Below are 13400 nucleotides of genomic sequence, written 5' to 3'. Positions count from 1 at the left end.
GTCAATTAATGTTGAATAATTTCTTTGCGTTGCGGGTTGTAGCTGCTTCCACCTCTTCGATGGAGATTTCTTTCAGCTCGGCAATCTGTTCAGCAACCAGCCTCACATAGGCCGGTTCGTTCCGCTTGCCCCTGTTGGGATGCGGTGCAAGATACGGACAATCGGTTTCCACCAACAGCTTCTCGAGAGGGATCTCCTTTGCCACTTCCTTCGGCTTTCGCGCATTCTTGAAGGTGACAGGACCCCCTAGGGATATATAGAAATTCATGTCCACACATTCCTTCGCCACTTCCGGACTTCCGCTGAAGCAGTGCATGATGCCCCCCACTTCTGAAGCCCCCTCTTCCTTGAGGATATCGACGATGTCCTGTGTGGCTTCGCGATTATGTATGATGATCGGCAGCTTCACTTTCTTAGCCAGACGGATCTGCCTTCTGAACACATCCTTTTGCACATCCTCGGGTGATTTATCCCAGTGATAATCAAGGCCCATTTCACCTAAGGCCACAACCTTCGGATGCTTTGTCCATTCTTCGATCCAATCAAGATCTTCGTCCTTCATATCGATGGCATCCACAGGGTGCCACCCTACACTTGCATAAAGAAAATCATAGGTTTCAACAAGCTCCATTGCCCTTTCGATTGTCGGCCGGTCAAATCCGACTACGACCATGTTCTCAACCCCAGCCTCTTTTGCCCGTGCTATGACCTCCTCTACATCTTCATCGAATTGCTCTGCATTCAAGTGGACATGTGTGTCAAATAGCATGTTAAACACTCCTTGTGTGAGATTAGTTTAATATAAAAAATCATGACAAGCTTCTCAGAATTGTAACAATTGCGTTACATATTATGGTTATATTGGTTGGTTTTTAGTAATTTATGTTGCTTTTTGTCCTTCACATATTGTATAAAAAGCCGACTTAAATCCAAAATGATCTGTTTATAGGTCTATTGGATCTCAACCGGAAACGGCAAGATACATTACATAATCGGGTAATGATTTATTTTATAAGCAATAGCTTTATCTTCTCTCAATACAATCCATTCATGCAGATCGTGCTTAAAATCGTTTTCTTACTATAATAAAAGAATAAAGGGGTGTTCCACGTGGAACACCCCTTTCCATTCTTATTTCACCCGTGCTCCATTGGCAAGGGTTTGATCGACGGTTGCAAGGGACAGGATGCCGTTTTCCTCTCCTGCAAGAATCATTCCCTGTGACAATTCCCCGCGGAGTTTGACCGGTTTCAGATTGGTGACACAGATCACCTTTCGACCGACCAGGTCTTCCGGAGAATAAAATTTGGCAATGCCGGAGACGACTTGTCGTTTTTCATATCCGAGATCCAGTTGGATCTTGAGCAGCTTATCGGTTTTCTTCACCGGTTCTGCAGCCGTCACCTGAGCAACACGGAGGTCCACCTTCATGAAATCATCGATGGCGATTTCGTCGGAATCTTCCACGGATGGGTTTTCCTCTGCAGCAGGCGCCGACCCCTGCATCTTCTCTTTGATGAAGGCCACTTCTTCAGCTAGGTCAAGGCGGGGGAAGATTGGCTCCCCTTTCTTCACCACTTCAGTTCCTGCAGGGATCACTCCGAATGTTTCAAGGCTTGCCCACGTTTGAAGAGCTTCATCATGCAGATTCAGCTGTTCAAAGATGTTCTTCGGTGTACGCGTCAAGAATGGCTGTAATAGAACGGCGACCCTTCGTAATGATTCTGCCAGGTGACTCATTACACTGCCGAGATCTTCGCGCTTTTCTTCATCCTTTGCAAGTGCCCAAGGCTGTGTTTCATCAATGTATTTGTTCGTGCGGCTGACAAACTGCCACAGGCTTGAAAGAGCAACCGAGAACTCCATGTTCTCCATCGCTTCTTCGTATTTCTTCACTGTATCGAGTCCCATCTCGGCAAGCTGCCGGTCGTACTCGCCACGTGGGCCTGCATAGCTCGGGATGACGCCGTCAAAATATTTATTGATCATGGCAACCGTACGATTCAACAGATTTCCGAGGTCATTGGCAAGGTCAAAATTGATGCGCTCCACGAATCCTTCAGGCGTGAAGACGCCATCTGAACCGAACGGTACTTCCCTGAGAAGATAATAGCGGAGGGAATCCAGTCCATAGCGATCGATGAGTGTCACGGGATCCACGACATTCCCTTTCGACTTGGACATTTTTCCGTCCTTCATGAGCAGCCAGCCATGGGCAAAGACCTTCTTAGGCAGCGGCAGCTCGAGTGCCATGAGCATGATCGGCCAGTAGATGGTGTGGAACCGGACAATTTCCTTTCCGACAAGATGAACATCTGCAGGCCAATATTTTTGGTACTTCTGGTCGTTTTCCGTTCCGTATCCAAGAGCGGTAATGTAGTTTGAAAGAGCGTCGATCCATACATAGATCACATGCTTCGGATCACCAGGCACTTTCACTCCCCAATCGAAGGTCGTACGGGAAACGGCAAGATCTTCAAGGCCCGGCTTGATGAAGTTATTGACCATCTCATTCTTCCTGGACTCAGGCTGGATGAATTCCGGATTCTCTTCATAATAAGCAAGAAGGCGATCAACGTATTTGCTCATCTTGAAGAAGTACGATTCTTCCTTCACTTTTTCAACGGGACGTCCGCAGTCAGGGCAGTTCCCATCCACCAGCTGTCTTTCCGTGAAGAACGATTCACACGGCGTACAGTACCAGCCTTCGTATTGATCAAGGTAGATGTCCCCTTGTTCCAACAGACGGGTAAAGATCTTCTCGACGATTTCCTTATGACGGGTTTCCGTCGTACGGATGAAATCGTCATACGAGATGTCGAGTTTACCCCAAAGATCCTTGATGCCGCTGACGATTTCATCTACATAGGCTTGGGGGGTGATCCCCTTTTCTTCCGCTTTGCGCTGAATCTTTTGTCCGTGCTCATCCGTTCCCGTCAAATACATAACATCGAACCCGCGCATCCGTTTGTATCGGGCCATGGCATCCCCCGCCACAGTCGTGTACGCATGTCCAATATGAAGATTTCCACTTGGATAGTAAATCGGTGTTGTTAAATAGAAGGTATTCAATTTCTCTTCCACCATAATTCCTCCTCGTTATCCTAATGCCCGATGAACATCTTCATCTGGAGCAATGTTTTCATTTCTGTCACAAATCGGCCATCCCGCATCCTTCAGGGAATTTCACCGACCTGCTTTCCTAAAAAACCATTTCCTAGATAAAAACGACCCCCACAAATAGCCCATTCCAGCCGAAAGGTCTACAGTGGTATAATTGTTATGTAATTCCATTTTCTTCTTACCATCTTAACCGCTTATCTCATCAAAATATACCTAAAAATGCTGGTTTCTGCAACTATGGTGGAATCCCCCCAAACGATGTCGAATCAAAGACGTATTCATGTCGAAATAAGTCGAATAATAGCTGTCTGCAAATGAAATTCGACAATATTCTGATTCGTTACACTTATTACAATAATGTTTAATTGGTAATACATTTTTTTACAAGGTTCCGATAATGTTGTTATAACAACATTTGAATATCCATAAATTCGTAATTTTTTACAGATTAATTTGTTGACGTGTTACCAAATCGTTGGTATGATAATAGCAGTAAAAGAAATTTGTCGAATATTGACGAACTACAGAGAGATATACATTCATTTCTATTTAATGGAGGAGATTTACTATGAAATCTACAGGTATTGTAAGAAAAGTTGATGAACTTGGTCGTGTGGTTATTCCTATCGAATTGCGTCGTACACTAGGCATTGCTGAGAAAGACGCTCTTGAGATCTACGTTGATGACGAAAGAATCATCCTTAAGAAATACAAACCAAGCATGACTTGCCAAATCACTGGTGAAGTATCTGATGACAACATCAAACTAGCTGACGGTAAACTCATCCTTAGCCGCGAAGGTGCGGATATCCTTCTTAAAGAAATCCAAAACGCGCTTACTACAAAATAATTGTCGTTATAAAAAGGACTGGCCCTGGCCAGTCCTTTTCTTATTCCCTGCTATTCTACATGGTACGCTTGATAGACGTCACGCTTCGGAAGGGAGCGCTCCAGTGACACCTTCTTGATGGCGTCTTTTGAAGATGCGCCTTCCTTCTCCATATAATGCTCAACGTGCTCTTTCACCGGAAGGGATGTCCACCATTCTTCCTCGATCACCCTTTCACCTGCAGGACGACCTTCGATCAGCAGACAGAACTCTCCGCGTACTTCTCCCTCCTGTGCCCATTCCATCACTTCTTCAAGGGAGCCCCTGATGAATTCTTCAAACTTCTTTGTCAGCTCTCGGCAGACGACGATTTGGCGGTTCCCCAGAGAGGCGTGCAGCTCCTTGAGGGTTTCTTTTAACCTGTGCGGTGATTCATAAAGGATGAACGTGCTCTCGATCTGCTTCAGCTCCTCCAGTTCGTTCCTCTTATCCTTCTTCCCCCGATGCAAGAAGCCATAGAAGTAAAATGGCTGCGGAGCGAGGCCTGAAGCGATAAGGGCGGTCAGGGCAGCATTGGCACCCGGAAGCGGTATGACAGCCACTCCTTCTTCGATTGCAAGCTGTACAAGCTCATACCCGGGATCTGAGATCGATGGCATGCCCGCATCACTTACAAGGGCTACGGTCTCCCCGTCTTTCATCCGTTCGATCAGCTTCGGCCCGCTTGCTTCCTTATTATGTTCATGGTAGCTGACGATCGGGGTCTGGATTTCGAAATAATTGCAGAGCTTCTTCGTATTCCGCGTATCCTCGGCGGCGATGACCGTCGCTTCCTTCATCATCCTGATTGCCCTGAACGTCATGTCTTCCAGGTTCCCGATCGGAGTCGGGACGAGGTAAAGGCTTCCTGCCTGAGTGTCTTCAAAGCTTTTCTGTTGGTTCATCCTTGTTGCCTCCCTTCCCGAAGAGCATCTCTCTTACTTCCTCGGTGTACTCTCCGTGTTCATCGTATACATATAATGGCGGAAGGATCTTCAGATCGGGCTTGCCGTCCTTGATGCCCTCCACCAGGATCGTATTGGCTTCGCGCCCGGCTTTCGGATAGACGAATCGCAATCGCTTCGGCTCCAGTCTATGCTTCCTCATCAGAGAAAGGATATCCACCAACCGTCCCGGTCTATGGACAAACGCCGCTTTCCCGCGCTGCTTCAACACAAAGGCGGCAGCCTCTATCGTGTCTTCGAGCGTGCAGAGGATTTCGTGCCTCGCAATCGCAAAGTGCTCGTTCTCATTCCGTTTGTCCTCTGCAGGTGTATCGAAATACGGGGGATTGCACGTGACGACATCATAATGGGAGTGATGAAGAAGATCGCCGATCTCTTTCACGTCCCCGAGCTTCATCTCGATCTGATCATCGAGCTTATTGTATCGGATGCTCCTCGTCGCCATATCATGGAGCCTTTCCTGAATCTCCACTCCCGTGATGGGAACATTCGTCCTCGCTCCCATCAGAAGGGGAATGATTCCGTTCCCCGAACAGAGATCGACGATCCTCCCCCTTTGCAATGGAAGGTAGGTGAAGTGGGCAAGGAGGACGGCATCCAGGGAAAATGAAAACACCGAGGGGCTCTGGATGATCCTCATATCTTCTGCCAATAAGTAATCCAATCGTTCATCATCTTTTAATTCAAGCATGCGTTCCTCCTGTTTTACATCAAGAAAAAGGACCAATCCGGTTAGGGAATCAGTCCTTCGTTCTCTTCCTGCCTATTTTTTATTTAAAAAGGAAAGGCAGAACAGACAATCTTCATCCTTGCGCGGACTGCCGAAATGGATATTGCAGATGTGGAAGCCTTCCTGATAAAGGCGGGCAAGGTTATCGTAGCCTTCCCCGATATCCAATGCCTTCTCTCCTTCTCCTGCTCGTTCCATCGCTTGCGCTTCCCCGGCAGCCGCTGCGGATGAGGCCTCCGTTTGCTCCAGCCTGCGGCGTAAATGTTCATTCTCAAGCTTCAAAGAATGATTCTCCTCCACCATCTCAGCCAGGAACTCCTTGAGCTCACCCAATTGACGATGTAAATGATCAATTTGTTGTTCCATATTACTGACTGAATCAAAGAATTCTTTCTTATCCACAATGCTACACCCCGTTACTCTGTGGCTTGGAATGATACGGCACTCTCATTCATAATTTCATCTAATGTGAATTCAAGAACGCGTTCTTCCTCCTTGATCTCCACTTGAAGGATACGCTCAAGAATATTAAGACCAACCACTTTGCCTTTTCCATGAGGTGTCTTGATCACAGCCCCCATATCAGGAAGTTCTTCCTTGGCCGCCTCATATTCATCGTTCTCGTACTTAAGGCAGCACATCAGGCGTCCGCACAACCCTGAGATCTTCGTAGGGTTGAGGGATAGATTTTGATCCTTCGCCATCTTGATCGATACAGGCTCAAAATCACCCAGGAACGTCGAGCAGCACAGCATACGGCCACAAGGACCGATCCCACCGAGCATCTTCGCTTCGTCACGAACGCCGATCTGACGAAGTTCGATGCGCGTACGGAAAATGGAAGCCAGGTCTTTGACCAGCTCCCGGAAATCCACGCGTCCGTCCGCTGTGAAGTAGAAAATGACCTTATTGCGGTCGAATGTATATTCCACGTCAACCAGCTTCATATCCAGACGATGCTGATTGATCTTATCACAGCAGACATTATAGGCTTCCTCCGCGGACGACTTATTCTCGTCCACAATCAACCGATCCTTTTGATCGGCGATCCGAATGACTTTTTTAAGGGGAAGCACCACGTCATTCTCACCCACTGACTTACGTTCAACAACTACTTTACCGAATTCGACCCCGCGTACCGTCTCCACGATCACATAACAATTCTTATGGACGTCGAGCTGACCCGGATCGAAATAATAGATTTTCCCCGCTTTTTTAAAGCGTACTCCTACAACATCGTACAAAGGACCATCACCCCTGCAGTTTTAGCATAAGCTGTTCTACCAGCAGCTGCGAATTCATATTGGCGTTCAACTTGCGTTTGGCTTCAAGTATGGCCGTCATATTAGTAGAAAGACGGTTCGTCGATACATGAAGTGCGTTGGATTTCCAGTTTTCCTTTTGGTCCGGGTATACAAGCTGTTCGACTTTTCCCAGCTGGATATGGAGTAAGTCTTTATATATCAGAAGTAAAAGATCCAGTGCGCGATCGACTTGATCTTTCTCTTTGAAGTGCTGTACAAAATCCTCCTGGACTTTCACCATCGCTTGGAAGGGACTTTTCTGAAGGACTTCATATAATTTTAACACTATTATTCTTGCTTGTGCAAACCACTCATTGCGACATAATTCTACAGCTTCTTCATAATGATTGGTCAAATTCGCGGCCAAAGATGCGAATTGGGGTTCGATTCCTTCTTCCAGCAACTGTTTGACGAGCTGCTCTTTCGGAAGGGGCTTGAAGGATACAACCTGGCATCTTGACAGGATGGTCGGCAGGATGCGATGCACATTCTCCGTGACGAGGATCGCCGTCGTATCAGCAAGGGGCTCTTCGAGGAACTTCAGCAGGGAATTGGCAGCATTGGCAGTCATTTTATCCGAATGCACAATGATGTATACCTTTTTCTTGGACTCCACTCCGGTTTTGGAGAACTCCTCCTGGAGCGCTTTGATCTGTTCTTTTTTAATGGAAAGGCCATCCGGTTCCAGTAAATGGAGGTCAGGGTGGTTCCCATTATCGATCCGCTTGCAGTTGGAGCACCCTCCGCAGGCAAGCCCGTCCACTTTCCGCTCACACAGGAGCGCCTTGGCAAACAGCAGGCTCATTTCCTTTTTCCTTGTCCCCTTCTCCCCTTCAAACAGATAGGCATGGGCCACCCGGTCCTTCAGGATGCTGTTCTGAAGCATTTGGAGAACGACGGGCTGGAACGGTTGTAATTCTTCAATCATCATTTCCTAATCACTCTCTTACCTGTATAAATTGATGAGCAATCCTTTGATTTCCCCGATTTTATCAAGGATTTCGATGGATGGCCTCTCCTGATCCATCACCGCTTCGGCAAGATCGATCAGGTGCTGGTCGATGGTCTCGACGAGGCGAAGCTTCCTGCCTTCACCAAATTGATTCCACGTATGGGATTCCTGGAGCTCCACCCCGTAGTCCACCGCTTCCTTGAGAAACTTCTTCACTAGCGTCTTATATTTGGCCAGATCCCGGAATGACCGGCTCTTCCCTAAGCGGGAGCCGGCGTTCCCGATGGTCGACAACAGTTGATTCAACTGCTCCAGATGCAGCTTCTGATCATGCTGCTGTACCATTTGACCGAAGCGGGCTTGCATCGATCCCGCTTGGCGTTGATCTTTCGGCATCTTATCGACGGGTATCCGCAGGTCCTGATTAATCTTCATCCCTACACGTCCTTCTTAGAACTGATGGAATTGCTCAACCGGCATGACAAAGACCGTCGCTCCGCCGACTTCGACCTCGATCGGATAGGGAACGTATGAATCGGCGTTTCCACCCATAGGTGAGACAGGGGCCACCATCTGTTCCCTGGACTGACAGTTATCCTTGATGACTTGAAGGGCTTTATCCACTCTGATATCTTCCGTTCCGATGATGAATGTGGTATTTCCCGATTTCAGGAAACCACCGGTGCTCGCCAATTTTGTCGAACGAAAATTATGATCCCGCAGAGCATTTGATAATTTATTGCTATCCTTATCCTGAACTACAGCCATAATCAATTTCATCTGAATCATCCTCTCATTCAATCATCCATATACTTCCTACTATTATAGCACTGAACGGTGCTTTCTTACACTGTCCGTTTCTGTAAAAAACCCTTAACGATGTCGTACGCCGCATCGGATACAGCTGTCACATCAGGACTCGCATCGACCACTTGTATGCGATTTGGATATTTATTCACAAGTTCCAAATACCCCTCCCGTACCTTATGGTGGAATTCAACCGATTCAAGATCTAGACGATTGACCTCTCTCCCTTTATGCTGATTGATGCGGTTCAAACCTTCCTCGGGCTCGATATCAAAGTAAAGGGTAAGGTCAGGCATATGATCCTCGATGGCAAACGCATTGATCTCCTCGATGGCGCGCATCCCGATTCCCCGCGCCTTTCCCTGATAAGCAAGGGAGCTATCGATGAACCGGTCGCACAGGACCACCTTCCCTTCCCGGAGGGCCGGCAGCACCTTCTCGACGAGATGTTGCCTCCTCGCTGCAGCATAAAGCAAAGCTTCCGTTCGCTCATCCATCTCTGTATTCTCTGTATGTAAAATGACTTCCCGTATCTGTTCGGCAATCTTGATGCCACCAGGCTCCCTGGTAATGACAACGGGTACGCCATCCTCTTCCAATCGTTTTGCCAGTACGGCCAATACAGTCGACTTCCCGGCCCCTTCAGGCCCTTCAACCGTTATGAAGCTACCATTCATCATGATTGTTCCTCCAATTCCTTGAACACAAAAATCTTGTTTTCTTTCAGTTCGTGACGCCCCTGGATCGCTGCGCCCACATCCAGATACTCCTTCAGTCGTCCAATCACATCATCCGTGACGGGTTCCCCTTTCAGGAGCAGGGGGATTCCCGGAGGATACGGTATGACCATCTGGGAAGAAATGCGACCTGCAGCCGATTGAAGAGACACGGCCTCTTCCTCCCGATCCTTCATTTCCTTCCACTCCATGGACAAGAGACTATAAGATCGGCTGGATGCCGGTGGGATGAACGTCTCTTTCCTTTCCACCCCGGCCGGTTCCCCCTCAAGCATACCCTTGATCCTTCTCAGGGCCTCCCCATAAGGAAAGGCAGCGGATTCCTTCATCAGTGGAAAAATGAGCAACACCTGATTGGGGTCGGCAAGCTCTGCAAAAATACCCTCTTCCTCCAGCTTTTTCTGAAGGCGGTAGCCGGACCATCCGGAAAATCTGACAAGAACCTTAAGGGGATCATCCGGCTTCTCCACCCTTAGTCCCGGATGAAGCCTGCCAAGTTCCGAGATGAACCCGGCGATATCCGCTAACCCCTTGTCCACATCGGATGGTGTCATCGTCCCAAGGTAAGAACGGGCATAATCAAGGGATGCCATGATGGGATAGGACGGACTACTCGATTGAAGCATGGAGAGATACTCCTTCAACCGGTGCTCATCCACCCTGGAACCCTTCAGATGTAAATAAGAACCCATCGTCATGGCAGGCAGCATCTTATGAGCGGATTGGATGACGATATCCGCTCCAAGAGCGAGTGCCGAATCGGGAAACATATTGCTTGCCTGAAAATGGGCGCCATGCGCTTCATCCACGATACAGGGAATCCCCCTCCCGTGTAGTTCCGCGATGATCTCTTGGATGGGGTAGGTAAATCCATAATAGGTCGGATAGGTCAGCACACAAGCTTTGGCCGCCGGAAACGCCTCAAGTGCCTCCTGTACCGTATCTAAAGAGACACCACGAACGGATTGCCCCTTTTCCTCCCACTCCGCTTCGAGCAGGACCGGAACAGCACCCGCAAGCCTGATCCCATTCCAAACCGACTTATGACAATTCCTCTGGACGAGTACATAGTCCCCGGCCTCACAAGTAGCCAGGATCGCCGCCATATTCCCTGATGTACTGCCATTCACAAGCAAATAACTCGACCTGCTCCCATACAATTCCGAAAGCAACGCCTGCGCCTCCGCAATCGGCCCTTCGGCATCGTGTAAATCATCCAGACCCGTGAGTTCCGTCAAATCCCCTTTATGAGCAGGATCTCCCGTAAGGATGCCATTTTTATGACCCGGTACATGAAACGAAATCGGATCGTTTTTACTATGTTTATTGATTGCCTGCACAAGCGGCATCTTTGATTGATCAACGTTCATCTTCCACTAACCCTTCCAACACTCTATCCATCTATCGTATCATATCCAGGCTCCATTGCGCTCAGGCTTATTCTTCCTGAGCTTCCCGGGCAAAAAAAAAATCATAACCAAATCGGCTATGAATAGATTTCTGGAGTATTCACTTTCTTCAACCTTTGCACGAACAGTTTATAAAGAGGATCACTTGTCTCCGTCTCCACCATCTCCCGCTCGCACTCATAGCATATAAACGATGTATACAGATGGATCCCGATCCGCTTCTCCTCACTGCAAACAATGCAGCATTCACCAACCGCCTTCGCGTTCACATTACTCATAGGGCTCTCCTCCTCCATACATCTATTCTGCCACCAACTGCCGAATTGTATACGCAATTATCAACTTTTCAACTAACTGAATTATCACGGTGTACTACCATCTTATGTATCACCGGCTTGGTCTGTGTTCACAGGCTGAAAAAAGTTGGGCGCTTCGTGACGATGAACTGTATCATCCTTTTCTGGGTTTGTACAGGGACAGAACGTCAAGTTTTGGTATGAACTGGTTGATGGGGAGGAATTTCTAATTTGATCAAGGGTGGGGTTTACATCGTTAGCATATTCGATGGTTTTTGTACACAGACAAAGCGTCAAGTTATGGGTTTTTTTGGGACTAGCGTAATAATTTTATCCCTTACGAACTTGAAACTACGATTGAAAGGTCGCAAATATGCACGGACTTGCGCAAATACACGGGTCGGATCGCAAATAGAAAAATGACCATTGGTACGTTTCGCAAATTAAAAGTCGTTTTTCACAAATAAAATCAAAAATGTCGCAAGTAGATGGTTGAATTTCGCAGGTATTTTCGTGCCTGAAGGGGAACGATGGGTCCTTAAGTGCTCAAAATGGGAAAAAGATGTTGCGAGGAATGTCGAATGGTGTCAGGGACATAAGTGAATACTTTATCTGAATAAACATCACTGATAAAAGCATTCTATCCGCAGGTATCACGCCCCCTTCGCAAGAAATGAAAAAAAGTCGCAAATAAGCGCGACTCCCCCCTTAGCCTCATCTCCAGACAACGCCTCTGTCCATCCCACTTGGCTGATCATATACTCCCACAGGTCATTAAAGCTCTAAAAGTCTGTCTCTTCGCCCTAGCTCACCGATATCATCCCATGCTCTAACCGTGATCTCGGCCTCCTAACCAACATCTTTCTACCCACCCCATTTCAAACGGCCAACATCACGACCAACACCACTCCCCGCCAACGAAAAAAACACAACAAAAAAAGCAGCCCATCAAATGAGCTGCTTTTCTCTACATTGCCTGGCGACGTCCTACTCTCACAGGGGGAGATCCCCCAACTACCATCGGCGCTGAAGAGCTTAACTTCCGTGTTCGGCATGGGAACGGGTGTGACCTCTTCGCCAATGTCACCAGACAGGTATTCCATTGAAAGAATTATTCTTTCAAAACTAGATAAAGGGTTGATAGTCAATCATTACCGGCGTATCGGCCAGTCTGGCAGGCGCAACGCGCCTGCATTACGTTTGGTTAAGTCCTCGATCGATTAGTATCAGTCAGCTCCATGTGTCGCCACACTTCCACCTCTGACCTATCTACCTGATCATCTTTCAGGGATCTTACTCACATAAAGTGATGGGAAATCTCATCTCGAGGGGGGCTTCATGCTTAGATGCTTTCAGCACTTATCCCTTCCGCACATAGCTACCCAGCGATGCCTTTGGCAAGACAACTGGTACACCAGCGGTGCGTCCATCCCGGTCCTCTCGTACTAAGGACAGCTCCTCTCAAATTTCCTGCGCCCACGACGGATAGGGACCGAACTGTCTCACGACGTTCTGAACCCAGCTCGCGTACCGCTTTAATGGGCGAACAGCCCAACCCTTGGGACCGACTACAGCCCCAGGATGCGATGAGCCGACATCGAGGTGCCAAACCTCCCCGTCGATGTGGACTCTTGGGGGAGATAAGCCTGTTATCCCCGGGGTAGCTTTTATCCGTTGAGCGATGGCCCTTCCATGCGGAACCACCGGATCACTAAGCCCGACTTTCGTCCCTGCTCGACTTGTAGGTCTCGCAGTCAAGCTCCCTTGTGCCTTTACACTCTGCGAATGATTTCCAACCATTCTGAGGGAACCTTTGGGCGCCTCCGTTACTCTTTAGGAGGCGACCGCCCCAGTCAAACTGCCCACCTGACACTGTCTCCCACCCCGATAAGGGGCGCGGGTTAGAATGTCAACACAGCCAGGGTAGTATCCCACCGACGCCTCCACCGAAGCTAGCGCTCCGGCTTCCAAGGCTCCTACCTATCCTGTACAAGCTGTGCCAAAATTCAATATCAGGCTACAGTAAAGCTCCACGGGGTCTTTCCGTCCTGTCGCGGGTAACCTGCATCTTCACAGGTACTATAATTTCACCGAGTCTCTCGTTGAGACAGTGCCCAGATCGTTACGCCTTTCGTGCGGGTCGGAACTTACCCGACAAGGAATTTCGCTACCTTAGGACCGTTATAGTTACGGCCGCCGTTTACTGGGG

13 protein-coding genes and 2 rRNA genes (1 of these 15 cut by a window edge) are annotated in these 13400 nt (G+C 48.3%); 1 reads left to right on the top strand and 14 read right to left on the bottom strand.

The window, feature by feature from the left end; translation table 11 throughout:
• Position 1: 1 nt before the first annotated feature.
• Both D5E69_RS00275 and metG read right to left on the bottom strand, forming a co-directional pair.
• Positions 2 to 769: a TatD family hydrolase gene (locus tag D5E69_RS00275; protein ID WP_048007713.1), complete on the bottom strand. Its 768-nt coding sequence runs from the start codon at positions 767 to 769 to the stop codon at positions 2 to 4.
• A gap of 362 nt (positions 770 to 1131) precedes the next feature.
• Positions 1132 to 3084 carry a methionine--tRNA ligase gene (gene metG, locus D5E69_RS00270; protein WP_159130307.1) on the bottom strand — a complete coding sequence of 651 codons (1953 nt, stop codon included), beginning with the start codon at positions 3082 to 3084 and terminating at the stop codon, positions 1132 to 1134.
• Between the two features lie 607 nt (positions 3085 to 3691).
• Here metG and abrB point away from each other — a divergent pair.
• Positions 3692 to 3973, top strand: a complete 282-nt coding sequence (gene abrB, locus D5E69_RS00265) for a transition state genes transcriptional regulator AbrB (RefSeq protein ID WP_048007712.1) — start codon at positions 3692 to 3694, stop codon at positions 3971 to 3973.
• 50 nt (positions 3974 to 4023) lie between these two features.
• On the opposite strand, the gene rsmI is transcribed toward abrB, so the two are convergent.
• The 12 genes from rsmI to D5E69_RS00205 all read right to left on the bottom strand — a co-directional run.
• On the bottom strand, positions 4024 to 4896 hold the full coding sequence (gene rsmI, locus D5E69_RS00260; RefSeq protein ID WP_048014336.1) for a 16S rRNA (cytidine(1402)-2'-O)-methyltransferase: 873 nt from the start codon (positions 4894 to 4896) through the stop codon (positions 4024 to 4026).
• On the bottom strand, positions 4874 to 5647 hold the full coding sequence (locus tag D5E69_RS00255; RefSeq protein ID WP_159129079.1) for a tRNA1(Val) (adenine(37)-N6)-methyltransferase: 774 nt from the start codon (positions 5645 to 5647) through the stop codon (positions 4874 to 4876). Before D5E69_RS00255 ends, rsmI begins: the two co-directional genes overlap by 23 nt.
• A gap of 72 nt (positions 5648 to 5719) precedes the next feature.
• The gene (gene yabA, locus D5E69_RS00250; protein ID WP_048007709.1) at positions 5720 to 6088 is read right to left on the bottom strand and encodes a DNA replication initiation control protein YabA; all 369 of its coding nucleotides are present in this window, start codon (positions 6086 to 6088) and stop codon (positions 5720 to 5722) included.
• A 14-nt stretch (positions 6089 to 6102) separates the two neighbouring features.
• The gene (locus D5E69_RS00245; protein ID WP_048007708.1) at positions 6103 to 6930 is read right to left on the bottom strand and encodes a PSP1 domain-containing protein; all 828 of its coding nucleotides are present in this window, start codon (positions 6928 to 6930) and stop codon (positions 6103 to 6105) included.
• A gap of 7 nt (positions 6931 to 6937) precedes the next feature.
• Positions 6938 to 7921, bottom strand: coding sequence for a DNA polymerase III subunit delta' (holB, locus tag D5E69_RS00240; protein ID WP_048007707.1), 984 nt, complete (start codon positions 7919 to 7921; stop codon positions 6938 to 6940).
• 15 nt (positions 7922 to 7936) lie between these two features.
• Positions 7937 to 8377, bottom strand: coding sequence for a YaaR family protein (locus D5E69_RS00235; RefSeq protein ID WP_048014334.1), 441 nt, complete (start codon positions 8375 to 8377; stop codon positions 7937 to 7939).
• 15 nt (positions 8378 to 8392) lie between these two features.
• The gene (locus D5E69_RS00230; protein WP_048007747.1) at positions 8393 to 8722 is read right to left on the bottom strand and encodes a cyclic di-AMP receptor DarA; all 330 of its coding nucleotides are present in this window, start codon (positions 8720 to 8722) and stop codon (positions 8393 to 8395) included.
• A gap of 65 nt (positions 8723 to 8787) precedes the next feature.
• Positions 8788 to 9426: a dTMP kinase gene (tmk, locus tag D5E69_RS00225; protein ID WP_200843182.1), complete on the bottom strand. Its 639-nt coding sequence runs from the start codon at positions 9424 to 9426 to the stop codon at positions 8788 to 8790.
• Positions 9426 to 10856: an aminotransferase class I/II-fold pyridoxal phosphate-dependent enzyme gene (locus D5E69_RS00220; protein ID WP_159129078.1), complete on the bottom strand. Its 1431-nt coding sequence runs from the start codon at positions 10854 to 10856 to the stop codon at positions 9426 to 9428. Before D5E69_RS00220 ends, tmk begins: the two co-directional genes overlap by 1 nt.
• A gap of 116 nt (positions 10857 to 10972) precedes the next feature.
• A complete protein-coding gene (locus tag D5E69_RS00215; RefSeq protein ID WP_048007703.1) occupies positions 10973 to 11173 on the bottom strand; it encodes a sigma factor G inhibitor Gin in 201 nt (66 codons plus the stop codon).
• A 992-nt stretch (positions 11174 to 12165) separates the two neighbouring features.
• Positions 12166 to 12282 (bottom strand): 5S ribosomal RNA (rrf, locus tag D5E69_RS00210).
• A gap of 109 nt (positions 12283 to 12391) precedes the next feature.
• Positions 12392 to 13400, bottom strand: a 23S ribosomal RNA gene (locus tag D5E69_RS00205); it runs 1925 nt beyond the window's last position.

This window comes from Rossellomorea marisflavi (assembly GCF_009806575.1).
GTDB classification, from domain to species: Bacteria; Bacillota; Bacilli; order Bacillales; family Bacillaceae_B; genus Rossellomorea; species Rossellomorea marisflavi_A.
The sequence above is the reverse complement of the archived record's forward strand: the minus strand, read 5'-3'. Positions and strand labels throughout refer to the sequence as shown.